This window comes from Phnomibacter ginsenosidimutans (assembly GCF_009740285.1).
GTDB classification, from domain to species: Bacteria; Bacteroidota; Bacteroidia; order Chitinophagales; family Chitinophagaceae; genus Phnomibacter; species Phnomibacter ginsenosidimutans.
Genome location: NZ_CP046566.1, coordinates 922501 through 948421 on the forward strand (window position 1 = coordinate 922501; position 25921 = coordinate 948421).

At 47.2% G+C, this 25921-nt stretch carries 28 protein-coding genes, 1 tRNA gene and 2 rRNA genes (1 of these 31 cut by a window edge); 17 read left to right on the top strand and 14 right to left on the bottom strand.

Annotated elements, in window-relative coordinates; genetic code table 11:
• A 23S ribosomal RNA gene (locus tag GLV81_RS04035) occupies positions 1–2485 on the top strand (it extends 315 nt beyond the left edge of the window).
• 115 nt (positions 2486–2600) lie between these two features.
• Positions 2601–2712 (top strand): 5S ribosomal RNA (gene rrf / locus GLV81_RS04040).
• Positions 2713–3057: 345 nt separating this feature from the next.
• On the opposite strand, the gene GLV81_RS04045 is transcribed toward rrf, so the two are convergent.
• Positions 3058–3134 (bottom strand) — tRNA-Pro (locus GLV81_RS04045).
• 79 nt (positions 3135–3213) lie between these two features.
• Between GLV81_RS04045 and GLV81_RS04050 the strand changes: the two genes are divergently transcribed.
• Positions 3214–4101, top strand: a complete 888-nt coding sequence (locus tag GLV81_RS04050) for a DUF6089 family protein (protein ID WP_157477094.1) — start codon at positions 3214–3216, stop codon at positions 4099–4101.
• Positions 4102–4262: 161 nt separating this feature from the next.
• Positions 4263–5192, top strand: coding sequence for a TraB/GumN family protein (locus GLV81_RS04055; RefSeq protein ID WP_157477096.1), 930 nt, complete (start codon positions 4263–4265; stop codon positions 5190–5192).
• Between the two features lie 57 nt (positions 5193–5249).
• On the opposite strand, the gene GLV81_RS04060 is transcribed toward GLV81_RS04055, so the two are convergent.
• The 9 genes from GLV81_RS04060 to GLV81_RS04085 all read right to left on the bottom strand — a co-directional run bounded on the left by GLV81_RS04060 (position 5250) and on the right by GLV81_RS04085 (position 10730).
• Positions 5250–5666, bottom strand: coding sequence for a nucleoside-diphosphate kinase (locus tag GLV81_RS04060; RefSeq protein ID WP_157477098.1), 417 nt, complete (start codon positions 5664–5666; stop codon positions 5250–5252).
• Between the two features lie 81 nt (positions 5667–5747).
• Positions 5748–7154: a magnesium transporter gene (gene mgtE, locus GLV81_RS04065; RefSeq protein WP_157477100.1), complete on the bottom strand. Its 1407-nt coding sequence runs from the start codon at positions 7152–7154 to the stop codon at positions 5748–5750.
• Between the two features lie 59 nt (positions 7155–7213).
• A complete protein-coding gene (locus tag GLV81_RS19925; RefSeq protein WP_246186237.1) occupies positions 7214–7657 on the bottom strand; it encodes a 4-(cytidine 5'-diphospho)-2-C-methyl-D-erythritol kinase in 444 nt (147 codons plus the stop codon).
• Between the two features lie 40 nt (positions 7658–7697).
• Positions 7698–8033 carry a GHMP family kinase ATP-binding protein gene (locus GLV81_RS19930; protein WP_246186238.1) on the bottom strand — a complete coding sequence of 112 codons (336 nt, stop codon included), beginning with the start codon at positions 8031–8033 and terminating at the stop codon, positions 7698–7700.
• Positions 8034–8061: 28 nt separating this feature from the next.
• A complete protein-coding gene (locus tag GLV81_RS19935; protein ID WP_246186239.1) occupies positions 8062–8202 on the bottom strand; it encodes a UvrB/UvrC motif-containing protein in 141 nt (46 codons plus the stop codon).
• Entirely contained in the window at positions 8193–8396 is a 204-nt protein-coding gene (locus tag GLV81_RS21055; protein ID WP_281350769.1) for a bifunctional nuclease domain-containing protein, read from the bottom strand. Before GLV81_RS21055 ends, GLV81_RS19935 begins: the two co-directional genes overlap by 10 nt.
• A gap of 4 nt (positions 8397–8400) precedes the next feature.
• Positions 8401–8673 carry a bifunctional nuclease family protein gene (locus GLV81_RS21060; RefSeq protein WP_281350770.1) on the bottom strand — a complete coding sequence of 91 codons (273 nt, stop codon included), beginning with the start codon at positions 8671–8673 and terminating at the stop codon, positions 8401–8403.
• Positions 8674–8799: 126 nt separating this feature from the next.
• A complete protein-coding gene (locus GLV81_RS04080; protein WP_157477102.1) occupies positions 8800–9765 on the bottom strand; it encodes an electron transfer flavoprotein subunit alpha/FixB family protein in 966 nt (321 codons plus the stop codon).
• Positions 9766–9986: 221 nt separating this feature from the next.
• Positions 9987–10730, bottom strand: coding sequence for an electron transfer flavoprotein subunit beta/FixA family protein (locus tag GLV81_RS04085; RefSeq protein ID WP_157477104.1), 744 nt, complete (start codon positions 10728–10730; stop codon positions 9987–9989).
• A gap of 108 nt (positions 10731–10838) precedes the next feature.
• Here GLV81_RS04085 and GLV81_RS04090 point away from each other — a divergent pair, with 108 nt between their 5' ends.
• Genes GLV81_RS04090 through tilS form a run of 3 tightly spaced genes read left to right on the top strand, consistent with a single transcriptional unit; the run spans position 10839 to position 12506 of the window.
• Positions 10839–11153, top strand: coding sequence for a tetratricopeptide repeat protein (locus tag GLV81_RS04090; protein ID WP_157477106.1), 315 nt, complete (start codon positions 10839–10841; stop codon positions 11151–11153).
• A 10-nt stretch (positions 11154–11163) separates the two neighbouring features.
• A complete protein-coding gene (locus GLV81_RS21065) occupies positions 11164–11400 on the top strand; it encodes a PP-loop family protein (protein ID WP_197428920.1) in 237 nt (78 codons plus the stop codon).
• The gene (tilS, locus tag GLV81_RS21070; RefSeq protein WP_157477111.1) at positions 11391–12506 is read left to right on the top strand and encodes a tRNA lysidine(34) synthetase TilS; all 1116 of its coding nucleotides are present in this window, start codon (positions 11391–11393) and stop codon (positions 12504–12506) included. Before GLV81_RS21065 ends, tilS begins: the two co-directional genes overlap by 10 nt.
• Before the next feature lie 155 nt (positions 12507–12661).
• Here the strand turns inward: tilS and GLV81_RS04105 are convergent, their stop codons facing one another.
• Together GLV81_RS04105 and GLV81_RS04110 are read right to left on the bottom strand one after the other, a co-directional pair.
• Positions 12662–13291 (bottom strand): rhomboid family intramembrane serine protease, encoded by a 630-nt coding sequence (locus GLV81_RS04105; RefSeq protein WP_157477114.1) that lies wholly within the window; start codon positions 13289–13291, stop codon positions 12662–12664.
• Positions 13288–13797 carry a YkgJ family cysteine cluster protein gene (locus GLV81_RS04110; RefSeq protein ID WP_157477116.1) on the bottom strand — a complete coding sequence of 170 codons (510 nt, stop codon included), beginning with the start codon at positions 13795–13797 and terminating at the stop codon, positions 13288–13290. Before GLV81_RS04110 ends, GLV81_RS04105 begins: the two co-directional genes overlap by 4 nt.
• Before the next feature lie 110 nt (positions 13798–13907).
• On the opposite strand from GLV81_RS04110, the gene xerD reads away from it, so the two are divergent.
• Positions 13908–14807, top strand: a complete 900-nt coding sequence (xerD, locus tag GLV81_RS04115; protein WP_157477118.1) for a site-specific tyrosine recombinase XerD — start codon at positions 13908–13910, stop codon at positions 14805–14807.
• Between the two features lie 57 nt (positions 14808–14864).
• Positions 14865–15344 (top strand): YcxB family protein, encoded by a 480-nt coding sequence (locus GLV81_RS04120; RefSeq protein ID WP_157477120.1) that lies wholly within the window; start codon positions 14865–14867, stop codon positions 15342–15344.
• 5 nt (positions 15345–15349) lie between these two features.
• On the opposite strand, the gene GLV81_RS04125 is transcribed toward GLV81_RS04120, so the two are convergent.
• Complete coding sequence (locus GLV81_RS04125) at positions 15350–15781, bottom strand: GNAT family N-acetyltransferase (protein ID WP_157477122.1); 432 nt, start codon at positions 15779–15781, stop codon at positions 15350–15352.
• Positions 15782–15958: 177 nt separating this feature from the next.
• On the opposite strand from GLV81_RS04125, the gene GLV81_RS04130 reads away from it, so the two are divergent.
• Positions 15959–17236, top strand: a complete 1278-nt coding sequence (locus GLV81_RS04130; protein ID WP_157477124.1) for a serine hydroxymethyltransferase — start codon at positions 15959–15961, stop codon at positions 17234–17236.
• Positions 17237–17432: 196 nt separating this feature from the next.
• Positions 17433–17861 (top strand): DUF4293 domain-containing protein, encoded by a 429-nt coding sequence (locus GLV81_RS04135; RefSeq protein ID WP_157477126.1) that lies wholly within the window; start codon positions 17433–17435, stop codon positions 17859–17861.
• 96 nt (positions 17862–17957) lie between these two features.
• Here GLV81_RS04135 and GLV81_RS04140 read toward each other — a convergent pair whose 3' ends face one another.
• Entirely contained in the window at positions 17958–19136 is a 1179-nt protein-coding gene (locus GLV81_RS04140) for an ABC transporter substrate-binding protein (RefSeq protein ID WP_157477128.1), read from the bottom strand.
• A gap of 334 nt (positions 19137–19470) precedes the next feature.
• On the opposite strand from GLV81_RS04140, the gene GLV81_RS04145 reads away from it, so the two are divergent.
• The 6 genes from GLV81_RS04145 to GLV81_RS04175 all read left to right on the top strand — a co-directional run bounded on the left by GLV81_RS04145 (position 19471) and on the right by GLV81_RS04175 (position 25895).
• Positions 19471–20064, top strand: a complete 594-nt coding sequence (locus GLV81_RS04145) for a 50S ribosomal protein L25 (protein WP_157477130.1) — start codon at positions 19471–19473, stop codon at positions 20062–20064.
• 140 nt (positions 20065–20204) lie between these two features.
• Positions 20205–20696 (top strand): aminoacyl-tRNA hydrolase, encoded by a 492-nt coding sequence (gene pth, locus GLV81_RS04150; RefSeq protein WP_246186240.1) that lies wholly within the window; start codon positions 20205–20207, stop codon positions 20694–20696.
• A 215-nt stretch (positions 20697–20911) separates the two neighbouring features.
• Positions 20912–21523: a fumarylacetoacetate hydrolase family protein gene (locus tag GLV81_RS04155; RefSeq protein ID WP_157477132.1), complete on the top strand. Its 612-nt coding sequence runs from the start codon at positions 20912–20914 to the stop codon at positions 21521–21523.
• A gap of 308 nt (positions 21524–21831) precedes the next feature.
• Entirely contained in the window at positions 21832–22563 is a 732-nt protein-coding gene (locus tag GLV81_RS04165; RefSeq protein ID WP_197428921.1) for a hypothetical protein, read from the top strand.
• Positions 22564–22681: 118 nt separating this feature from the next.
• The gene (locus GLV81_RS04170; RefSeq protein ID WP_246186241.1) at positions 22682–24667 is read left to right on the top strand and encodes an alpha-ketoacid dehydrogenase subunit alpha/beta; all 1986 of its coding nucleotides are present in this window, start codon (positions 22682–22684) and stop codon (positions 24665–24667) included.
• An 88-nt stretch (positions 24668–24755) separates the two neighbouring features.
• Positions 24756–25895 carry a TlpA disulfide reductase family protein gene (locus tag GLV81_RS04175; protein ID WP_157477138.1) on the top strand — a complete coding sequence of 380 codons (1140 nt, stop codon included), beginning with the start codon at positions 24756–24758 and terminating at the stop codon, positions 25893–25895.
• Positions 25896–25921: the final 26 nt, after the last annotated feature.

Consider the following 25921-nt stretch of genomic DNA (forward strand, 5'->3'; position numbering starts at 1 on the left):
AACACTTTGGAAAGAGTGGCCATAGCAGGTGATAGCCCTGTAGTTGCAAATTGTGTTGGACGAGCAGTATCCTGAGTAGCGCGGAACCGGAGGAATTCTGCGTGAAACTGCCAGCACCATCTGGTAAGGCTAAATACTCCTCAGACACCGATAGTGAACCAGTACCGTAAGGGAAAGGTGAAAAGCACCCTGAATAAGGGAGTGAAATAGTACCTGAAACCGTGTGCCTACAAGCGGTCGGAGCCAGCAATGGTGACGGCGTGCCTTTTGCATAATGAGCCTACGAGTTACTCCTCACTGGCGAGGTTAAGTTCTTCAGGAACGGAGCCGCAGCGAAAGCGAGTCCGAATAGGGCGACTCAGTCAGTGGGGGTAGACGCGAAACTTTGTGATCTATCCATGGGCAGGTTGAAGTAACGGTAAAGCGTTATGGAGGACCGAACCCGTTGACGTTGAAAAGTCTTGGGATGACCTGTGGATAGGGGTGAAAGGCCAATCAAACTGAGAGATAGCTCGTTCTCCCCGAAATGTTTTTAGGAACAGCGTCACATATAGAAGTTTATTAGAGGTAGAGCTACTGATTGGGCTAGGGGGCTTCACCGCCTACCAAACCCTGACAAACTCCGAATGCTAATAAATATCTGTGGCAGTGAGGCTGCGGGCGCTAAGGTCCGTGGCCGAGAGGGAAATAACCCAGATTAGCAACTAAGGTCCCTAATACGTAGTTAAGTTGAACAAACGAGGTGGAGTTTCTATAACAGCCAGGATGTTTGCTTGGAAGCAGCAATTCATTTAAAGAGTGCGTAACAGCTCACTGGTCGAGAGACTCTGCACGGAAAATGATCGGGCATCAAACTACGAACCGAAGTTCCTAAACTAGCAGTAATGCTATTGGTAGGGGAGCATTCTAAACAGCACTGAAGGTGCACGGCGACGTGTGCTGGAGCGTTTAGAAAAGAAAATGTAGGCATAAGTAACGATAAAATAAGTGAAAAACTTATTCGCCGTAAGACTAAGGGTTCCCGATCAACGCTAATCGGATCAGGGGTTAGTCGGGTCCTTAGGCAAACCCGAAAGGGGTAGCTGATGGCAAGCTGGTTAATATTCCAGTACCTGCTATGCAATGAAAGTGACGCATCGACGTGGTCTGTACGAACTGACGGAATAGTTCGGCTGAGTGGAACCTTCGGGGGAAGCGAACGGATAAAATTGGTGCCAAGAAAAGCGAGTATAGCAGCCCGTACCGTAAACCGACACAGGTAGTCGAGATGAGTATTCTAAGGCGCTCGGGTGAGCCGTGGAGAAGGAACTAGGCAAATTGACGCTGTAACTTCGGGATAAGGCGTACCCACTTTGGTGGGTCTCAGTAAATTGGTTCAACCAACTGTTTAACAAAAACACAGGGCCCTGCAAAATCGCAAGATGACGTATAGAGCCTGATACCTGCCCGGTGCTGGAAGGTTAAGGAAGGATGTTCGGAGTAATCCAAAGCTTCTGACTGAAGCCCCAGTAAACGGCGGCCGTAACTATAACGGTCCTAAGGTAGCGAAATTCCTTGTCGGGTAAGTTCCGACCTGCACGAATGGTCTAATGAGTTGAACACTGTCTCCTCCACGAGCCCGGTGAAATTGTAGTATCGGTGAAGATGCCGGTTACCCGCCACGGGACGGAAAGACCCCGTGAACCTTCACTACAACTTTGCATTGATTTTGAGCAACCGATGTGTAGGATAGTTGGGAGACTATGAAGTGGCTTCGCCAGGAGTCATGGAGTCAACGTTGAAATACCAACCTTCGTTTGCTTAGAACCTAATCCCTAACGGGAGACAGTGCATGGTGGGTAGTTTGACTGGGGTGGTCGCCTCCTAAAATGTAACGGAGGCTTGCAAAGGTTCCCTCAGTACGGTTGGTAATCGTACGCAGAGCGCATTAGTATAAGGGAGCTTGACTGTGAGGCAAACAGGCCGAGCAGGGACGAAAGTCGGCTAAAGCGATCCGGCGGTTCTGAATGGAAGGGCCGTCGCTCAAAGGATAAAAGGTACTCCGGGGATAACAGGCTGATCTCCCCCAAGAGCTCATATCGACGGGGAGGTTTGGCACCTCGATGTCGGTTCGTCACATCCTGGGGCTGGAGAAGGTCCCAAGGGTTCGGCTGTTCGCCGATTAAAGTGGCACGTGAACTGGGTTCAGAACGTCGCAAGACAGTTCGGTCCCTATCTGTGGTGGGCGCTAGTAAATTGAGAGGACGTGACCTTAGTACGAGAGGACCGGGTCGCATGTACCGCTGGTGTATCTGTTATGCCGCCAGGTGTAATGCAGAGTAGCTATGTACAGCCAGGATAAACGCTGAAAGCATCTAAGCGTGAAACCTTCCTCAAGATGAGTTTACTTTTAAGGGTCGTAGAAGACTACTACGTTGATAGGCTGCAGGTGTAAAGGTGGTAACATCAAAGCCGAGCAGTACTAATTGCCCGTAAGCTTTAATTTTATTCTACTTCTGTGATTTACTTATTTTCCAATATGTCACCTTATTTACCCCTCCGACTCCCCTAAAGGGGAGCCTAGGTACCTCCCTTTAGGGAGGCCGGGAGGGTCAAGAGTTTATGGTGGTTTTGCCGAGGGTGTTCACCTCTTCCCATTCCGAACAGAGAAGTTAAGCCCCTCATGGCCGATGGTACTGCACAACCATGCGGGAGAGTAGGTAGCCGCCATATTTATTACGAAAGGTCTCACAGCAATGTGGGACCTTTTTTATTGCCCCTGATCCAATACCACAACCCTCTCATACAACCCATCAACTCATCAACAACGCAACATGCAACCATTAAACCTTCCACAACTTCAGGGGAGGTAGGCTATTAGTTACTAAATGGAACTAGTACAAAGTCGTAGCAGCTTGTAATAGCTGCCGTATCACGACAGTTCTTTCTTTGATAAAATTTTGGAGAGTATACTTACGCTACCATTTGTTTTCAAAGTCACTTGGGCTGATATGAAATAAAGGTTATTCAACCACGTTTAAAAGAAAAAGAGACTGTCTGTTGACAATCTCTTTTCTTTGGTCGGGACGACTGGATTCGAACCAGCGACCCCTTGCACCCCATGCAAGTGCGCTACCGGGCTGCGCTACGTCCCGAACATTTTCGGGCTGCAAAAATAGCGGTATCAGGTAATGCTGCCAAACTTTAATTGAAGAACAATTCGTCTTATTTGTGATGAAAAAACAATTGATTTCAGTCTGCTTTTTACTGTCATTTTTGTTGCCTTATGTGTCAATTGCTCAACGTATTGATGTAGATCTTTTTGCTGGTATATCTAACTATCAGGGCGACTTAAAACCCGCTTTTGTTTCTACTGTTGGTGCGGGTACAGGTGCGGCAGCAATTGTAAAAGTTGGCATCAATGATAACCTTTTTGTAAGAGCCGGTTTTTCTTTTGGTTCAGTTTCTGGAAGTGATGCACAAAACAAAGCCAGCTTACAGTTCAGAAACCTCAGTTTCACCAGTAGAATACAAGAGTTTAGTGCAGGATTTGAATATCGTTTTTTTAATAGCGATAAGTTAGCATTTCGACCTTATGCATTTGTGGCTGCTGGTATTTTTCATTTTGATCCTTTTACTTACTACGGTAGTAATAGCACCAAAGTGTATTTGCAACCATTAGGTACAGAGGGGCAGGGATTGGCTGCTTATCCTGACAAGCAACCATATAAGTTGACTCAATTTTGTATTCCCTATGGCGTTGGTGTAAAATGGCAGCTCAATTGCAATTTGAATATTGGGGTAGAATTTCGACATACAAAATTGTTTACAGATTATTTGGATGACGTCAGCACCCGCTATGCAGATGCTAATACATTATTAGCCGGCAGGGGCCCATTGTCAGTAGATTTAGCTTGGCGTGGCGACGAACTTAATGGTAGTCCGTATCCTGTTGCGAACACAGTGCGAGGCAACCCTGGCGAAAAAGACTGGTATTATTTTGCCGGGCTCACTTTTGGCTTAAAACTGAATGACTGTAATTCGGGGAGATTTAGTTTGGGCGGTCTCTTTAACCGTAATAAATCTGGGGCTAAAGGGATGGATTGCCCGAAAGTATGGTAGGGGTAAAAAAGAAAAGGAGGCTAGACAGCCCCCATTTTCAAAACCCTAAACCCTTAAACAGTGGTGAAAGTACAAAGTCCGTGCCAAAAATGCTATACCATCTACTTAATAAATTTATTTTTTAAAACCAGAGGCTTAATTTCAGTTAACCTGTTGACAATATGATAGTTACCATGAAAAAAGTATGGTCTTCTTTAATTTTTATAGGTGTTTGTTTAGGAATTTCTGCTTGCCATGCACAAAAGCCAATTCCTACAGCAGCAACCAATGAAACCCTGCTTTGGCGTATTTCAGGCAATGGGTTGCAAAAGCCGTCCTATTTGTTTGGTACCATGCATATCATGTGTGCCAATGATGCAATTGTGTCGCCACAATTGAAGGGCATCTTAGATAGTGTTCAGCAAGTTTATTTCGAAGTTGACCTCGACAATATGGTGGAGATGATTACATCTATGAAAGCCATGGCCATGAAAGATGGCAAAAGTATCCGCGATTATTTGACACAGGAGGAATACGATCGGGTAGCGGCCTATTTCAAAGGAAAAAGCCCGTTACCTTTTAAAGTATTGGAAATGTACAAGCCGCTATTGTTGAGTGCCATGATTGCAGAACAGTCGATGAAATGCGAGGCCACCAACGGCATGGAAATGATGATACTGGCAGAAGTGGCGAAAAGAAAGAAGGAAGTAAAGGGATTGGAAACTATGGCTTATCAAGCTGGATTATTCGACAGCATTCCTTATGAAGTACAGGCCAAAGAACTGCTGAAAGCGATAGACAGCGCCGGAAGTAATAAAGATGATGTAAGTGAATTACTCAATGCCTACACACAACAAAACTTATCACAAATACTGGCGCTGACCCTAAAGGAAGAGGGTAGTATGGAAGGCAATCTTGATCTGTTGCTCTTTGGCCGCAACCGAAACTGGGTGCAACAAATGCCCGCCATCATGAAACAATCAGGCAATTTATTTGCCGTAGGCGCCGGGCATTTACCTGGCGATAATGGTGTTATCCAACTACTAAAAAATGCTGGGTACACACTAACACCACTACTCAATGAAATGAAACCAGTTGCTACTGCCAAATAAGAAAAGCCCGGAGGAGTAAATCCTGCCGGGCTTTTTATTGATTATCGTTTTTCTAGATTAAAAACGTTCGAAAGCAGAGAAGAAGAAGTTGCCTTCGATGGCAGCATTCTCATCGCTATCGCTACCGTGTACAGCGTTTTCGCCTACGCTGCGGGCAAAACGCTTACGGATGGTACCTTCTTCAGCGTTAGCAGGGTTGGTAGCACCAATGAGTGTACGAAAATCAGCTACTGCATTTTCTTTTTCCAGAATAGCGGCTACAATGGGGCCGCTGCTCATGAACTCAGTCAGTTCGCCAAAGAAAGGACGCTCTTTATGTACGGCATAAAACTCACCAGCCTTTTCGATGCTGAGGCGGGTTTGCTTCATGGCCACGATTTTAAAACCAGCTTTGATAATTTGGTCCAGGATGGCACCTGCATGACCATCGGCCATTGCATCGGGCTTAATCATGGTGAAAGTACGATTACTCATAGTGTTGCATTTTGAGGCGCAAAGGTAAGCGCCACCAGCACTGCTGCGAAAGGAATCTGGTATTTTCTGCGTTAAAAAAAGCTAGAGCAGAATGCCCTGCAAAAAGAGGTAGGCCACGGAAAAATAAATGACCAATCCTGTTACATCTACCAGTGTGGCTACAAATGGGGCAGAACTCACCGCAGGGTCGGCGCCCAGTTTTTTCAAAGCCAATGGCAGCATGGAGCCGCTGAGTGTGCCCCACAATACAATGCCCAGTAAGGTAAACCCAACTGTAAGCCCCACCAGGTGGTAGTGATCGCCGTACACATTGGGGAAAATAGAATGCCACACCAATATGCGGAAATAACCAACCACGCCCAGCACCGTACCCAACATGAGGCCACTTAAAATTTCACGTTTGAATACCCGCCACCAGTCGGTGATGGCCACATCACCAGTGGCCAATGCCTGAATGATGAGGGTACTGGCCTGACTGCCGGTATTGCCACCACTACTGATGATAAGAGGAATGAATAATGCTAATACAACAGCCTTCGCTATTTCTTCTTCAAAGTATTGCATCACCGATGCCGTGAGCATTTCGCCCAAAAACAAAATCACCAGCCAACCTACCCGCTTTTGAAACAGCTTCCACACTGAGGTATCGAGGTAGGGTTCATCCAAGGCCTCGGTACCACCAATTTTTTGCATGTCTTCGCTGTATTCTTCGGTGGCTACCCAAAGAATATCATCGATGGTAACAATGCCGAGCAGCTTTTCCGTTTTGCTCACCACCGGCAGGGCTACGCGGTTGTTCATTTTAAACACATCCGAAGCCACTTCCTGGTCATCATCGGCATGCAATACAATCACACGGCCATCAATGAGTTCATTGATTTTTTTATCGGGAGAAGATAAAATGATGTCCCTGATTTTGATGTCGTCAACAAGATTACCGTCTTCATCAATTACATAAATCACATCAATGGTTTCAGAGTCTTTGCCGAAACGACGGATGAGTTCAATGGATTCAGCAACGGTATTGTGTTCGTAAACCCACACATAGTCGGGCGTCATCAAACGGCCCACACTATTTTCCGGATAGCCAAGTAAACTGAGGGTGGTTTTGCGTTCCTCAGGATTTAGCAATTTGATGAGTTCCCGCACCACACTGCTGGGCAGTTCTTCCAAAAAGTCGGTACGGTCATCAGCACTCAGTTCGTTCAGCAGCTCGGCTGTTTTAAAGGGCGGAAGCTCGGTAATGATGCGTTTTTGCTCGGCGAGGTCAAGAATTTTGAACACACTGGCCGCCCGGTGAATGGAAAGGCTGGCAATAATTTGTGCTTCATATTCTTCATACGCATACACCAGGTTAGCCACGTCGCTGATGTTCTGATCATTCAGAAAATCGGCGATGGCCAGCTTGTCCGCTTCCGCTATCAATGCTTCAAATTGTTCATTGATGGTGAGGGCTTGTTCCAGTTCCTGCTGCAGCTCTTCCGACATGCGATAAAGTTAACTGTTGGGTGGGCAAACTAAGTCAAAAAATGGCAGTGCCAACCGAATCACGACAATTTAATCTTGCGTATCCAGCAATGGGAAAAAGGCGAAAAATCAGGCAAAGTTTGATGCCCTTCAAACAACGCAAAACAAGTGCTGCCGCTGCCACTCATGGCGGCATACACCGCTTGGTTCGTGTAGGCGTAATGCACAATTTCGGCAACGGTAGGATGCGCCATTCCTACTGCTTTTTCAAAATCATTTTTCACTACAGGCTTCCATTCTTTTACAGGAAGCGTAGCTATTTCTTGTAAAGAAAATGCCGGTTGTTGTGGAGTAATTTGCTTGAAAGCCCAACCGGTATTGACATGTATACCCGGATTGATGAGCACCAACTGATACCCACTCAACGGCAACGACAAGGGTTCCATCATTTCGCCACGGCTCCAGGCAAAACAGGGTTGGTTCACAATAAAAAACGGACAATCGCTGCCGAGTTGTAACGCCATCTCAATGAGCTGCGATTGACTGAACCCGAGCCCGAATTTTTTATTGAGCAACAGGAGTGTATGAGCCCCATCGCTTGCTGCCGCCGCCGAGCCCGGCACCCATGGGAATGGTTTTGTGCAAATGCATTTTTACCAGAGGCAAATCCGGATGAATGGACCGCACCAATTGCAATGCTTTCACACAAAGATTATTGCTGCTGTCGCCATCAATGGAAAGGCCGGTTTGCACAAATGCATCCTCGTGGTGTTGTACTACTTCGAGTACATCATGCACCGGTACGGGGTAAAATACCGTTTCTAAATCATGATATCCATCTTCCCGCTTTCGCACAATATTGAGGCCAATATTGATTTTGCAATTGGGAAAAATAACCATGCGGTATTGCTATAAAATGAGGTAAAAATTAGCGACCGGTTTTCCGGTTGTTGATTTCGTTGCGAATGGCAGCAGCTTTGATGTAATCTTCAATGGCTACCATCTCGTCGAGCAGTTCTTGCAACTGCTGTACCGACATGCGGCTGTAATCATCGCCTTCTACCGGCACAGGTTCTTCTTCTTCCTTGGCGGCTTTTTTTTTTTGCTGCCACTGGTAGTGGTAGAAGTGCCTTCTACATGCAAGCTGGCTTCTTCAATAATGTGGTTGTAGGTATAAATGGGGCAACCAAAGCGTACCGCCAATGCCAATGCATCGCTGGTACGGCTGTCTATTTCAATGGTATCGTTGGCGGTATTGCACACCAGCTTAGGAATAGAAAATGCCTTCCTGCAAATCAGAGATGATAATTTCCTGCAGCTCAATATTGAAAGCCAGCATGAAATTTTTCATGAGGTCATGCGTCAACGGACGGCTGGGTTGAATGTGTTCCAATACTACCGCAATGGCTTGTGCTTCAAAACCACCAATCACAATAGGAATGCGACGGGTACCATTCACTTCGCCCAACACCACGGCATACGAATGCGTGTTGGTGATGCTGTGCGAAAGCGCTACTATTTCCAGTTCTATCTTGTGCATGATCGGGGCAAAAATACATGAAATGCCCTTTAGATAATGCCATGGCCGACTGTGCTACTCCACTTTTACCCAACAAAAAAAGCCACACCCGCAGGTGTGACTTTTCTAACCAAAATCCGAAAGGCATTAGGCAATGCCCTTCAGCTTCTTCACGGCTTCTGTGAGTTTGGGTACTACCTCAAAGGCATCGCCCACAATTCCGTAATCCGCTGCTTTGAAGAAAGGTGCTTCCGGATCTTTATTGATAACTACAATGGTTTTGCTACGGTTGACACCTGCGAGGTGCTGAATGGCACCACTGATACCGATGGCCACATACAGGTTGGGGGCAATGGCGCCACCGGTTTGGCCCACATGCTCGTGGTGCGGACGCCAGTGTGCATCGGCTACCGGGCGGCTACAAGCGGTTGAAGCACCCATGGCTTTGGCCAGGTCTTCTACCAGTCCCCAGTTTTCGGGGCCCTTCAAGCCACGACCACCACTAACTACCAGTTCCGCTTCGCCCAAGGGCACAGTGCCGGTTACTTTCTCTACAGCGGTTACTTTAATTTTTCCGCCATCGGCAGGCAGGCTTACAGCAGCTACTGCTGCAGTACCTCCTGTGGCATGAATGCCAAACGCGTTGGGGCTGAGGGCAATGATTTTTACATCCGTCAGCAGTTGCACATTGGCGTACGCCTTGGCGCTAAAAACGTTTTTCTTTACCACAAAACCATTGCTGGTATCGGGCAGGGCAATGGCGCCGCTCACCAAACCTGCTTTGAGGTTGGCACTGAGGCGGGGTGCTACGGCTTTACCGCTGGTGTTGCTGCTGAATACAATCACTTTGGCGCCGGCCTGCGTAGCAAATGCCGCAATGGCCTTAGTATACACCTGTGCATCAAACTGGTTGAATGCGGCGTTAGCATCGTGGTGTACTTTGCTGACACCATAGTTGCCCAGTGCTTCGAGGGAAGCATTGTCTACAGCGCCGAGTACAACTGCTTCGGCAGTGGTACCAAGTTGGGCAGCCAGTTTGCTGCCATAGCTCAGCGCTTCGAAAGTGGATTTTTTTATTTGACCATCGGCCTGATCGGCGAATATGAGTACCATAGGATAATTTGAAAATTTGAGAATTTGGAAATTTGAAAATGCAGTGTGATGAAATTGAATATTGTGTTGAGTACGGTTGAAATAGTTGAAGGGAGTGACACAACTTGGTTCAATAGAGCTTCAGTAGCTGGCTAACCCTTGTATTTATATTTCATTTTTGTGTGATGAAAAGAGTTTCTCAAAAGCCCCTTTAGGTCCCGATAGCAATCGGGATGGGGTTTTTATATCACTTTCGCTTCTTCGTGCAGCAAGCGGATGAGCTCTTCGGGGGTATCGGCAGATACAAGCTTCACACCACTTTTTGCCGGCGGCATTTCGAAAGACACCACACTGGTGAGGGCTTCTACCGCCACAGGTTCTTTTACTGCCAATGGCTTGGTGCGGGCACCCATAATGCCTTTCATATTGGGAATGCGCTGTTCGGCCATTCCTTTCTGGCAGCTTACTACCAGCGGCAATGAGGTTTCCAATTTTTCTTCGCCACCTTCAATTTCACGGGTGAGGCTGGCGGTACCAGCGGCGATGTCGAGTTTGGTGGCCAGGCTCACAAAGGGCAGGTTGAGTAGTTCAGCTACCATGCCGCCAATGCTGCTGCCGTTGTAGTCTATGGTTTCTTTACCGGCGAGTACGAGGTCGTAACCACCATCGGTGGCAACCGCAGCTATCTGGCTGGCAATGTAAAAGCTGTCGCTGCTTTCGGCGTTTACCCGAATGGCATCGTCGCCGCCAATGGCCAGTGCCTTGCGCATGATGGGCTCGGCATCGGCCGCACCAACTGTGAGCAGGGTAACATGGCTGGCTACACCAGCTTCTTTCAACTCGAGGGCACGCACCAAGGCATACCATTCGTCGTAAGGATTCACAATAAACTGCACCCCGGCATCAGCAAACTTCGTGTTGTTGTCGGTGAAGGCTATTTTTGCCGTGGTGTCAGGTGTTTTACTGATACAAACCAGAATTTTCATATGGCTAAATGATTGATTAGAAAAAATGGTTGTTTATGCAACTATTTACAAATATAGCGGAGCAAGGTTGACATGTTCTGCAATTTTGGAGAAATTTTTACCAGCAACATGCAAAGAATTGACAAATTAAAAGAATACCTGCAGGCGCAACCCAACGATAGTTTTTTGCAGCATGCGCTGGCACTGGAATACATCAAACTGGGCGATGACGCCGCCGCACAACCGCTGTTTGAAAATGTGCTGGCTCATGACCCTACTTATATTGGCAGCTATTATCATTTGGCCAAACTGCTGGAGCGAACAGGTAACAAAGACAAGGCTATTGCTACCTATGAAAAAGGCATGCAACATGCCAAAGCCGCCCGGGATATGCATGCGTACAACGAGCTGCAAGCCGCTTGGGAAGACCTGACTGATTATTAAAACTTACCGATTGGTACATCCATTGTTTGCTACATTTCAACAAGAGCTGCAGGCCTTGCTGCCAGCTGGCCACAGCGTATTGCTGGCCATTAGCGGCGGGGTAGATAGCGTGGTGCTGGCCCACTTGCTCAAAACAGCAAAAGTGCCTGTTACGCTGGCGCATGTCAACTTTCAGTTGCGGGGGAAGAAAGCATTCGGGATGAAGAATTTGTTCGACAACTGGCGCAGGATTGGGGCATGCCTGTAGAAGTGATTCGGGTAGATACCCATGCGTATGCGGTGGAACATAAATGCTCGGTGCAAGTAGCAGCAAGGCAAATCCGTTACAACTGGTTTGATGAACTGCTGGCTGCCAAACAACAAGCCGGTGAACGTTGCTTTTTGGCTACTGCACATCATGCCGATGATTCGGTAGAAACCTTTCTCATCAATCTGTTGCGGGGCACAGGTTTGGACGGATTGCAAGGCATTGCTGCGAAAAGAAAGCACATCATCCGGCCGCTGCTTTTTGCAACCCGCCAAATGATAGAAGCCTATGCCACAGCACAACAACTCAGTTGGGTAGAAGACAGCAGCAACAGCCGCAATGATTATGCCCGCAATTTTATCCGCAACGAATGGTTGCCTGCCGCCAATGCATATTTTCCGCAGGCAGCACAAAACATTGTCCATACCATCGGTCATTTACAAGAAGCCAAACAATTGTACCAGCAAGCATTGCAACAACACAAAAAGAAATTGCTGCAGCAGCAGGGCAGCGAATGGCATATACCTGTACTGGCTTTACTAAAAGCCACGCCACTGCGTAGCATCGTACACGAACTCATTCAGCCTTTTGGTTTTGGCGAAGCACAAATAGATGAAGTGCTGAAACTCTGCAACACCAACAGTGGCAGCTATTTGCAAGGGGAACAGTGGCGCATTATCCGGCATCGTAAATGGTTGATTATTGCACCGCTGCAAGCTGCCGATCCCATTCATTATTTATTGGATGAGCCAGCCGGAACTTTGGAGACGCCGCAAGGGAAACTAACCTGGCAAACCAAAGCCTGGCAGCAAGAAAATGTACCTCAACTGCCAGCGAATGAAGTGCTGCTGGATGCAAGCATAGCAACGTTTCCAATGATATTCCGCCCATGGGCAACGGGTGATTATTGCTACCCCTTGGGCATGGCCAAAAAGAAAAAAGTAGCCCGCATATTGATTGATCAAAAGCTGTCGAAAACGGCGAAAGAAAAAGTGTTTGTGCTGGAATCGAAACAACGCATTGCATGGGTGGCGGGCGTTCGTATGGACGACCGATTTAAAATAACGGCTAAAACGAAGCAGGTGATTTGGTTACGGTTGGATTGATAGGACGCGGATATATGGGACGCGGATGTTGCGGATAGAAACGGATTTTCGCGGATTAGTTTTTTGCCGTTGATTCACTGGTTTTTCAGATAAATATAATGGGAGTCAAATTTTCGTTGACTCCCATTTTGTATGTGCTAAAATGATTCGCTTCGCTAAAAATCGAACCGGGGGTGTTGAATGGCTTCGAGAAAGCGGGGGATGGTATCACGATCGATAACGAGTAATGCTACAATGCCAAACATGGCACCCCAGAAATGCGCATCATGATTGATGTTGTCGCCGCCTTTTTTGCTCATGTACTGTGAGTACACCAGGTACAACACACCAAACACAATGGCGGGAACTGGTATTACAAACACCCTGATAGTTGCCCATGGTACCAATAGAATAAAGGCAAACAACACCGCCGATACACCACCCGATGCACCAAGGCTGGCATAACTGCTGTTGTTGCGGTGTTTGAAGTAGGTAGGCAAATCGCTTACTACAATGGCCAACAAATAAAAGATGGGAAAAACGTATTGCTTTTTATCTCCAAGATGGGCAAATTGAACAGCAAAATATTGCTCTTCCAGTAGTCTTCCGAAAAACCATAACGTAAGCATATTGAAGCCAAGATGCATAACATCGGCATGAATGAAACCAGAAGTGAGCAAACGATACCATTGGCCCCGATTAATAGCTGGCGGATACATGATTAAATCGTTGTACACTTTGCTGCTGTTGAAAGCAGAAAAAGACACTAAGGCTGTAACGATTATAATAATAAGTGTATGTGTCATTTCTTGGTTTTAGTGATTTCTACCCGCTCCATCATTTTTTCTACCCACAAAAAAGTAGCGGGGCAATACTTGATGTTTTGCTTGTGGATGTAGGCATAGCTTTCCATCGGCAGTTTTACCAAGTGCGGAAAGCCGCGACAATCATCGGGGCGTACTTCGTAAATATTGCATTTGTTGGTATTGAGGTCGAGAAAAACACAGGGCTGCTGCTGCATGCGCCAGTCTTTTTCTTCCTCATCATACATCAGGTATTTAGCTTTAAAATCTTTTACCGACATGCCCAGGTGTTCGGCAATGCGCTGCTTGTCTTTCTTCTCCAGTGTAGGCGTCATTTTTTTGCAGCAGTTGGCACACTGCAGGCAATCTACTTCCTGCCATACTTCTTTTTCGGTAGTATGTGCAATGTCAATAATGTCGCTCACATCGCTTTCTTCCAAATGCTTGATGAATTTGCGCATCGGCTTCTTGTGCTTGTCAAACTTTTTTTCCAGCGACGATAGTTTCATAACGGCTCAGGTTTGTGACGCTTCCTAATTTTTTATTTTGAAGCAAGAGCAGCAAATTGCAGCATCGGTCATGCAATTCCAAATAATCAGTCAAAATATTAGCAGCAACCATGTGGCAGCCTTACAAAAAAGGGTTTAAAGCCTACCTGCAACTGGAGCGGTCGCTGAGTGAAAACTCAGTGGATGCTTACCTGCACGATGTGGAGCTGCTAACGCAATGGATGTTGCTGCAAGGCCTGCAAAAAAATCCGGCTGCCGTAGTGCAAGAAGACCTGCAGCAATTTTTGAAAGCCATTGCTGAAATGGGGATGGGCGCCAATAGCCAGGCCCGCATCATCAGCGGGTTGCGGGCATTTTTTAAGTATGCCATGCTGGAGCAAATAGTGCAGCAAAACCCCACCGAATTGCTGGAAGCACCCAAGCTCAAAAGAGCCTTGCCCGAAGTATTGTCGTTTGGAGAAATTGAAGCCATCATTGGTGCCATTGACCAAAGCACCCCTGAAGGTGTGCGTAACAAGGCCATGCTGGAAACGCTGTACAGCTGCGGTCTTCGGGTGAGTGAGCTGGTAAATTTGCAACTGAGCCAGTTGTACATGGATGTAGGTTTTGTAAGGGTGTTTGGCAAGGGTAGCAAAGAACGCCTGGTGCCGATTGGTCGTGATGCCGTCAAGTATATTCAGCTATACCGCGACAATGTGCGGGTACACGTGCCGGTGCAAAAAGGGGAAGAAGACATGGTGTTTCTCAACAACCGTGGCCGAAGGCTGAGCAGGGTGATGGTATTCCTCATCATCAAAGCCATGGCCGCCAAAGCAGGCATTACCAAAAACATTTCGCCACACACATTTCGCCACAGTTTTGCCACGCATTTGGTGGAAGGTGGTGCCGACCTACGGGCCGTGCAGGAAATGCTGGGGCACGAAAGCATTACCACTACAGAAATCTATACACACCTCGACCGTGAATATCTCCGCGAAACCCTGCACCGTTTTCATCCGGCTTTTAAGTAGCAACCGTCGCCACAATACTGCGACCAGTTCCTTTACTTTGCTGCCACAATCAGTAGCATGAAAATTGCCATTACCTACGAACGGGCCAAAGTATTGCAAGCATTACGGTATCATTTTATCTCCCGCAGCGAAGTAAAAATTTTGCTGATACTGGTGAATGTGTTTGCCCTCATTTCTGCGGGTTTGTTTGCATTCAAACTTATTCGGCCTTTTCCGTTTCTCATCAGCTCCTTGCTGTGGTTTGTACTGATGCTTACGTTTTGGTTTTGGCTGCCCCGCATTATATACAGTCGTACCCGTACGTTTAAAGAAGACATTGACCTCAGTTTGCGCAGCGAAGACATTTTGATAGAAACTGAAAAGGGCTATACTACCTGGGGCTATCAGCGGTTTAGTTATTTCATGGAGAGCCCGTATTTCTTTCACTTGTACATCAACGATAAATCGTTTTTTCTGATACCCAAAGATGCCTGCACCGGCGATGCCGATACCGTGTTGGTTCGTCAGAAACTGAAAGAGAAAATGGCGTTTAAGTAAGCCGTTTACCGCAATTGTTTTTCCATTTTGTGGTGCGGCACGGTTACTTCTTCAAAAGGTTCGCCCACTATTTTGTAGCCCAGTTTTTGGTAAAAGCCCAAGGCCGTATCCCGTGCATGCATGGTGAGTTTGCGGTAGCCTCTGTCTCGGGCCAGATTTTCGGCAAATTGCATAATAGAAAAGCCGATGCCCTTGTGTTGTAAGCGGCTATTCACCGCCATTTGGCGCAGCTTTACGGTGTCGTGGTCGAGTTGGGTCAAAATACAGCAGCCCAATATGCGGCCATCATCGAAGGCGCAAATCAGGATGTCGTCTTTTTCTTCCGCCAATTGTTCTGGTGTAAAACTGAGTCCCAACGGCCGCCGCAGCACTTCCTCCCGCAGTTTCACCATTTGCTCATATTGTGCTGAGCCATGTTCTATTTGCATGAGTGCCATGTGCTCAAAATAAGGTTGTATTGTACAACTACCAAATTTTCATGCCCTTTTGCTGCGGTATCCAGGGGTTCTTTGCACACGATGGCGTATATTCTTGCACAATCTTTTCACCCCACAGGCTTTCGGCACAGGGCTCCCAAGTGATGCGCCTATATTTGCGGCAAAATCACATCAATCATGTCCGCCGATCCAATATTTCAACTCCTCCAAAAAGAATTACATCGTCAGCGCACCGGCATTGAGCTCATTGCCAGCGAAAACTTTACCAGCCTGCCTGTAATGCAGGCCATGGGTAGTGTAGCTACCAATAAGTACGCCGAAGGTTATCCCGGCAAGCGTTACTACGGTGGTTGCGAAGTGGTGGACGAAATTGAAACACTGGCCATCGAACGCATCAAGCAGGTGTTTAAAGCCAGCTGGGCCAACGTGCAGCCGCACAGTGGTGCCCAGGCCAATGCGGCCGTTTTTCTGGCCTGCCTCAAGCCCGGCGATAAAATTCTGGGCCTCGACCTGAGCATGGGCGGCCACCTCACCCATGGCAGCCCCGCCAACTTTAGTGGCAAAACCTACGAAGCTCATTTTTACGGTGTAAAAAAAGATACCGGCCTCATCGATTACGAAATGCTGGAAGAAAAAGCGCTGAGCGAAAAGCCCAAAATGATTATTGTGGGTGCCAGTGCGTACAGCCGCGACTGGGACTATGCCCGTGTACGTAAAGTAGCTGATGAAATTGGCGCTATCATTTTGGCGGATATCAGCCACCCTGCTGGTTTGGTAGCCAAAGGCTTTTTGAACGATCCGTTTGAGCATTGCCATATTGTAACCAGCACTACGCACAAAACCTTACGTGGACCTCGTGGTGGTGTCATCATGCTGCGCCACGATTTTGATAACCCGCTGGGTGTAAAAGATCCGAAAGGAAACATCCGCTCCATGAGTGCCATGCTCGATTTGGCGGTGTTCCCCGGTACACAGGGCGGCCCGCTGGAGCATGTCATTGCGGCCAAAGCTGTAGCCTTCGGCGAAATACTGACCGACGAGTTTACTGCCTATCAAAAACAAGTACAGCTCAATGCGCAGGCATTGGCCAAATGCTTTGTAGAAAAAGATTATCAACTCATCAGCAATGGTACCGACAACCACCTGATGCTGATAGACCTGCGCAACAAAAACATTACTGGTAAAAAAGCACAGGAAACATTAGACCTGGCACATATCACCCTCAACAAAAACAGTGTGCCGTTTGATGATAAGAGCCCGTTTGTAACCAGCGGTATCCGCATTGGTGTGCCAGCGGTTACTACCCGTGGCATGAAGGAAGCCGACATGCAGTTTATTGCCAACGTGATTGACAATGTGCTGATGAATGCCGACGATGCCAACGTAATTGCAGCGGTGAAGAGTGAAGTGGCAGCCTTCATGCAGCAGTTTCCGCTGTATCCGGAGTTGGGGTAGTGGTTAGTTGAATGGTTAATTAGGTGATTAGTTAATTAGTGAATAAGGAGCTGGGTTAAGCAGGTAATGAATAAGGCGGGTATCCAAAATCCTAATTCCTAATAACCAATTCCTAATTTCACTGTAGCCTTCAGCCTTTAGCTTTTTGCTTTAAGCTTAATATGTAATTGAATCTTTTGACGAACAAACTCAACACATGATACAACGTATTCAATCACTCTGGTTATTGCTGGCGGCAGCTGCCACGGCACTGCTTTTTAAACTCCCGGTATACGGTGGTGTATTGGCAGGCGGCGAAGCCAAAGATTTATTGGTGGGTCAAAACTATCTCCTGTTTATAGTAGCAGCAGTATTGGTGCTGTTTCCGGCCATTGCCATTGCACTGTTCAAAAACAGAAGCAACCAGAAAAAACTCATCTGGTTAAGCCTGTTGCTCAATCTTGTTTTCATCGGGCTTATCTGGATGGAAGTGGGAGACTTTACACAGGCCAATCCCAATTTTACATCCAGTGTGTACAAAGTAGGAGCCATATTACCCATCGTTAGCATTGTTTTGCTGGTGCTGGCGTACGCAGGTATTCGCAAAGATGAAAAGCTGATTGCCAGCGCCGACAGGTTGCGTTAATACAATCACGCTATACAACTGATATCAAAAGAGGTCGCTGGTTTTGCCAGCGACCTCTTTTGATTATTGATACAACGCACAGTTAGTAAACGCCTTTCAATACCCCATCTTGTTTACGGATGAAGTAGAGTTTTTTGTTTTCGAAATAATGGATTTTCGATCAGCATTGCCCGGCTCGGTAACAGGCACAAAATCAAAGTCGCAGAATATCTTGTAAGTCCTGTCGTTGGCATGATCTGCAAAATCTTCGTATGCAGGATAGGCCAATATTGTTTTGGTAAATCGATACGTCAATTCAAAACCTTTTACCGCCATATCGCTGGGCTTGCTGTTTTGTTTTCGTGCGTAGGCTTTGCTCAGGCTAGTGTACACATCGAGGTTGCCAGATGAAGAAATGAATGGCGTACTGAAGGTAATTTCTACACCCTTAAACTCAGGCTTACGGAAATCAATATCATCCCAGTTGGGCATGCCTACCACCAGGCTTTTGTATTTCGGCTGCAGGCTGCTTAGTTGTTTCACCAATCGCTGACCGAAAGCTGCTTCCATGCTGCCCGCAATCAGCGTGTTGTTGCGGTTGCTATCGAGCAGGCTACGCAGCTGTGCCACCTGAAAAGAGTCGGACAGCGTAATCATTTTCCAGCGCAGTTTATGGCTGCCCGGAGCTGAAGCCGCTTCTTCAATCCAGTTTTTCAAATAAGATTCTACAGTACCCTTGCGGGTAATGAAAACCAGATTGTCGCTACTATGATTTCGCTGCAGGTATTTGTAAATGCCTTCGCAATGCGTTTTCATGGTGCTGTTTACCACATACATTTCGGGTGTTTGTTTCACTCCGCCATCGTTGGGGAAAGTGGCTGACACCATCGGAATGTGCAGGCTTTTGGCAAAGGCTGCCATCTGCTTCAGGTCGTTGCTGTTTTGTGCCACAGCTATCAGCAGTTTCGATTGCTTTACAGTGGGGCTGTGCAGCGTAGTTCCTAGGCTGGCAAAGCGCCTTGTATCTACCACTTCAAAATGCACAGCAACATTCTCTTTATTGAGGCTATCCGCAGCCAGCAGCACACCATTGTAAAACTCGAGGTAGGGCAGGGCCGACTTGGGAATGCTGTTGCCAAACTTGTATTTATCGAGGCTGTAGAGTGAGTCGAGCTGCAGCGGTAGCAATACCGAAATCACAGGTTTGTCGGGCGAAGATTGCGCCTGAATGCCCTTGCTCACAAGCAGCAAGCTGGCCAACAAACAGGTAATGCTCAGTCGATGTAATGATATCAAGATGTTAGGTTTTTCCATGTGGCGACAAATTCCGGGCCGGAAAATAGGCGTTTGTTGCGGTGCAGTTCGTTGCCAAACCGCTAAAACCTGCCCAACGCCGGTTTACATTCGTCCAAAAAAGAAGGCTTTCAGGTTGGTAAATGAGTGGGCCAATGCTCCTTTGGGCGGACGACAAAGTTGATGAATACGCCTGACAATCAGTGTATTCATTTGCCGGAGGCGCTATAAATACCAGCAATTTGCCGCAAAGCCAATGGATACAAGCAGGGCGCCTGATTTTTTTGCTGGTGTAGCGGGCTTTTTCCCCTACTTTTGCGCCTCAATTTTTTTAAACATGAAAACAATTACAATCGAAGGACAACTGAGGACCGACATTGGCAAAAAAGCCACCCGCCAATACCGCTCTCAGGACCTGGTGCCTGGTGTAATTTACGGGGGTGCGCAAGAAGTTAACTTCGTTGCTCCGGCTTCAGCTTTTAAAGCTCTCGTGTACACATCAGAATTCCAGTTGGCAAAAGTAAATTTGGACGGTAAGTCTTACACCTGCATCATGAAAGATTTGCAGTTCGACAAAGTGTACGACAAGCTGACACACATTGACCTGTTGGAACTGGTAGACGACAAAGCCGTAGTAGCCAACCTGCCTGTAAAGTATGTAGGTAGTGCTGCTGGTGTAAAAGCCGGTGGCCGACTGATTACAAAAATGAAAACGCTGAAGGTGAAAACCCTGCCTAAGTTTTTGAAATCAGCTATCGAAGTAGATGTGACCAACCTCGAACTGAACAGCAACATTCGTGTAGAAGACGTGAAACTGGAAAACATGGAAGTGATGAACTCTCCTCGTATTCCTATGGCTTCTATCGTAATGACCCGTCAGTTGAAGCAGGAAGAAGCAGCAGCTGCAAAAGATGAAAAGAAGAAGAAGTAATCCTTCACCGGATGATTTTCTTATGGCTCCCCGCTGCGCTGGCAGTGGGGAGTTTTTTTATGTAAAAAGAATATCCCTTTTTGCCGCCACAGCGGGCCATTGCCCTGCAAGCCAAGGCACAACCGTAATTTCGCAGTCGTATGAACAGTTATCTCATTGTTGGCCTGGGCAATATTGGCGCCGAGTATGCGCAAACCCGCCACAACATTGGTTTTGACGTAGCAGACGCTTTTGTAAAACAACACGATGGCGGCTGGCATATAGACCGGCTTGCCGAAGTAAGCCAGTTTAAAATAAAAGGCCGGGCCATAACCGTGATAAAGCCCACTACCTATATGAACCTGAGTGGCAAGGCCATGAAATATTGGCTCGACAAAGAGAAGATAGCCCTCGAACATTCGCTGACGATTGTGGATGAACTGGCCCTGCCCTTGGAAAAAATACGCCTCCGCCCCTCGGGCAGCGATGCCGGCCACAACGGACTCAAAAGCATTCAGGATTACACCGGTACCAATGAGTTTCCGAAGCTGCGGTTTGGTATCGGCAACAATTTTCCCAAAGGCCGGCAGGTAGATTTTGTATTGGGAAAATGGAAGCCTGATGAGCAGCCGCTTGGTAGAGCAAAAAATTGATACCTGTGTATCGGTGATTACCAGCTTCATTCTCGAAGGCATACAACCCGCTATGAACAAGTATAATAACCTGACTTTTAAATGATTGTGGGTAAACTCAACTATGCGGTGCCAATGGCTGTAGTATATTTACAGAGGCTGTAAACCTATCCTGGCAACAGGCGATTTTTTAAAACGAACCCCTTACTAACCGGTTTTTTAAAATCCCTCCGCGTATGAAAATCATTTGCATAGGCCGCAACTACGTAGCACATGCCCAAGAATTGGGCAATGCTGTACCCGATGAGCCGGTCATTTTTATGAAACCCAAAAACGCATTGCTCACACCGGGCAATCCGTTTTATTATCCGGCTTTTACCAACGAGCTCCACTACGAATGCGAAATAGTGGTGCGGATTTGTAAAAACGGCAAGTTTATTCACCCCTCACAGGCGCATCATTACTTTGAAGAAGTAACGCTGGGCATTGATTTTACTGCCCGTGATGTGCAGGACAAACTCAAGAAAAAAGGCCTGCCCTGGGAAAAAGCAAAAGCTTTTGATCAGTCGGCTGCCATTGGCGAATTTGTGCCGTGGGAAAGCCTGCACGATCCCAACAACATCCATTTTACTTTCTTTCGCAATGGCGAGCAGGTGCAGGAAGGATTCAGTAATTTGATGCTGTATCCCATCCACCAAATCATAGCCCATGTAAGCGAATATTTTACCCTCAACATTGGCGACCTCATTTTTACCGGCACCCCGGCTGGTGTGGGCGAATGCGTGGTGGCCGATCGCTTCGAAGGATTTTTGGAAGACCGCAAGTTGCTGGAAGTAGAAATTAAATAAGCGTTTGGGTACGTAGCATTTGTTGGTAAAAGGTATGTGTGGCAGGCAAAAGGATTTCCCTAAAGATTGTAAACGCCAATTATTGATGATACATTAGGACATCAATCATTTGCTCATGAAAACAATCAATGTGTTTTTTCTCTGTTGCATTTCCTCTTTTGGTGTGGCACAAAATGTAGGCATTGGTACCAATGCTCCACTAGCCAGATTGGCTGTAGACAGTAGTGTCATGATAGACCAGTCGAATAGCAATCAGGGATTTTTGGATAATGGCTCACTGTTTTTCGGGAGCGACAAAAGGGTGGGTATTGTTCGTAGCTTTTTGGCTGGCTCTTCGGGTAGAAACGGAATCGGATTTTTTTACCAACAACGCCCGCCGCATGACCATTGACAGTACGGGACAGGTAGGTATTGGTACTATCAATCCGCTGCAAACACTACATGTAAATGGCTCCGCTTACATTGCTGGTTATTTGGGTATTGGCACATCTGCTCCCGATTATGCTTTTCAAAACCTGTATGGTTATAATCACATGGCCTACGGTTTGGGCCTGGGTACTGTGCCCAACAGCAATTACCTGCTCGATGTGGGGAGTGGACCAGCCCGCTTTCAAAGTGACGTTCGCATCAACGGTATTTTAAATCCCAATAATGCACTGGCCATTGGCAATAATACCAGCATTGAAGGCTCATTAACTGTGAACGCAGGAAAGGGTGTTGCATTCAATGCTAACAGTGGCACCAATCTCCGCATCTATCAGTTTACCACCGCTACCTTCAACGCTGTACTGGCAGGTCACGCCATCTCGGCAGAAGGAAGCATCGCTTTTAATGGAGGCTTCTCCGGAGTGCCAAGGGTATTTGTAGGCGATATTGATGTAACTGGTGGCACAGTTGGCCAATTGTACATGGTGCAACTACAGCTATATGGTTGTAGTACCACCAGCGGTGTTACCTCTTGCAAAGCAAGGCTAATCAACAACAGCGAAAATCCAGTGAATTACAGCATCACCTGGAATTGTATAGCCATTGGTTATTGATTTACTACGAACATTTTTTTACTGTTGTTGCTAGCCAGTTGGTACAAGTTTTTTATGTCTTCGACAATTGTGGTCATCCCTACTTTTGCCCTGCTTTTAAAAGCAGCTTGCCTATTTTATGATTGAACAGCAATTGTTGCACAAGGCCTACCGGCTAATGTATGCCAGCGTATGCATGGCAAACAAGTACGAGGAAAACCGCAGTGTTTGTAAATATGTGCACAGCACCAGCCTGGGCCACCAAGCCATTCAACTGGCCGTGGCTTTTCAGCTTCGCCCCGAAGATTGGGTAAGCCCCTATTACCGCGATGAAAGCATACTGTTGGGCATTGGCATGGAGCCCGCCGACCTGATGCGGCAATTGCTAGCCAAAGCCAACGATCCGTTTAGCGGTGGCCGCAGTTACTACAGCCATCCCAGCCTGAATGATGCCGATAAGCCCCGCATTATGCACCAGAGTAGTGCCACAGGCATGCAGGTAATTCCTGCCACAGGTGCAGCACATGGTTTGCAAATGCTGAACAAGCCTGGCTTGGTGGTTTGCTCTCTCGGCGATGCCAGCATGACAGAAGGGGAAGTAGCCGAAGCATTGCAGGTGGCCGTGCTGCACAAGCTGCCCATTTTGTATTTGGTGCAGGATAACGGTTGGGGTATTAGTGCAACGGCTACCGAAAGCCGGGTGATGAGTGCCGTACAATATGCCCAAGGCTTTCCGGGGCTTACGGCTATTGAAATTGATGGCACCGATTTTGCGAAATGTTATTCGACAGTAGCAGATGTGTTGCAACATTTGCGCAGTGGAGCAGGGCCTGTTTTGCTGCAAGCCAACGTGCCTTTGCTTGGCCATCATACCAGCGGGGTACGCAAAGAATTTTATCGTAACGAGAATGAATTGCAGCAGGAAGCAGAAAGAGATCCTGTACAAAAATTAAAGACATCTTTGCTGGCCCAAGGTTTGACGCCAGCACAATTACAAGATATAGAGAAAGCGGCGCAGCAATGGGTAGATGAAGCATTTGAGGCCGCTCAAGCTTCGCCCGACCCCGATGCCGCTACTGTAACGCAACATGTATTTGCGCCTACGCCTGTGCTGGAAGAAAAAGGCAACCGACAACCCGCCAACGCTGCTGCTATACCCATGGTAGATGCGGCGTTGTTTGCCATTCGGGAAATCATGCAGCAACATCCTGAAGCGGTGTTGTACGGGCAAGATGTGGGCCGCCGCCTGGGTGGTGTTTTCCGCGAAGCCGCTACACTCGCCGATCAGTTTGGCGACAACCGGGTGTTCAATACCGCTATTCAGGAAGCGTACATTATTGGCAGTACAGCAGGCATGAGTGCTGTAGGCGTAAAGCCAATTGTAGAGATTCAGTTTGCCGATTATATCTATCCCGGTTTTAATCAGCTGGTGACGGAGCTCAGCAAAAGCTGCTACCTCAGCATGGGTAAGTTTCCAGTGTCGGCAGTAATACGGGTGCCTACAGGGGCGTATGGTGGTGGTGGCCCGTACCACAGTGGCAGTATCGAAAGCACCTTGCTCAGCATCAAGGGCATCAAAGTAGTGTATCCTTCCAATGCCGCAGATATGAAGGGCTTGATGAAAGCCGCTTTCTTCGACCCGAATCCGGTGGTAATGCTGGAGCACAAAGGATTGTACTGGAGCAAAGTGCCCGGTACAGATGCCGCGAAAACGCCGGAACCAGATGCAGATTATATCATTCCGCTGGGCAAGGGTCGCATAGTGCAGGCCGCCAGTGAAGCCGCTATTGCAGCAGGTGAATCCTGCTGTGTGATTACGTATGGCATGGGTGTGCATTGGGCAATCGGCGCCGCAAAAGCGTTTGCGCAGCAAGTGGAAATCATTGACCTGCGGAGTTTGTATCCTTTGGATGAAGCTATGATGTATGCAGCAGTGCAAAAACATGGCAAATGCCTGGTGCTGACGGAAGAGCAACAAGCACACAGTTATGCAGAAAGTTTGGCCGGACGTATTCAGCAGCATTGTTTTCAATACTTAGATGCGCCGGTGCAGGTAATGGGTGCATTGGATCGCCAGCTGTACCCATTCATGTACAGCTTGAATCGGCTATGCTGCCAACAGTAGCCAAAGTACAGGAGCGGTTGCATCACTTGTTGAAATCTTAAATAGCTTGTCAGGGCTTGCTTATATTCGTTACCTCTAAAGCAACCACATGACTAAAGCATTTTATTTTTTGGCAGCCGTATTGCTGGGCAATGCAGTAGCTGCACAACAACCCTTCACACTCACTGGCAACGTGAGTAAGGTAAAAGATCCGGTAAGCAAAGTGTACTTGTCGTACTATGCCGATGGCGAAAGCCACCGCGATAGTACCGAAGTAAAAAACGGAACATTTACGTTTAAGGGTACACTCAATGAAGCCATATTGGGCAACCTGATGGTACGCATCAAAGACAGTGCCGGCACCGGTTTGCGACCATACAACATGCGGAGAGATGGGTATGGCATTTTCTTGCAACCCGGCAAACTCAGCATCAGCAGTGTCGATTCTTTTTCGAACGCAACTGTAAAAGGTTCTGCTGCGCATACTGCTTATCTGAAGCTGAAAGCCATGAACAAAGAGCTGGATGACAAAGCTGCGGAGCTCAACAAAAAATATGGTGAATACAGCCGTGCAAAAGATGAAGCTGGCATGAAGCAAATAGAAAAAGAATTTGATGCCTTAGAAGCACAAATGAATGCCAATTACAAAAAGTACATTACGGAGAATACACAGTCGCCTATTGCGTTGTATGCACTCAACCGCTACGCCGGATACGACATCAATGCTGCCGATGTAGAGCCCATTTTTTTATTGTTGCCCGAAGCAACCCGCAATAGCTCGGGTGGTAAAGACATGGCAGAAAAAATAGACAAGGCGAAGAAAACCGGCATCGGTGTTATTGCCATGGATTTTACGCAGAATGATACACTCGGCAATCCGGTAACATTGTCTTCTTTCCGTGGTAAATATTTACTCATCGATTTTTGGGCCAGCTGGTGTGGTCCTTGCCGTCGTGAAAACCCGAATGTTGTGGCGGCCTATCAAAAGTATCATGCCAAAGGTTTTGATATTTTGGGCGTATCACTCGACCAGCCCAATGCCAAAGAAAAATGGATGAAAGCCATTCATGATGACAACCTTACGTGGACACAGGTTTCTGATTTGAAATACTGGAAAAATGAAGTAGCCGTACAGTACGGCATACAGGCTATTCCGCAAAACTTCCTGCTCGATCCGGAAGGCAAGATCATTGGCAAAAACCTGCGGGGCGAAGAACTGCAGCAAAAGCTGGCCGAAATTTTCAAATAGACTCATGCAGTTTTTTTATAGAACGC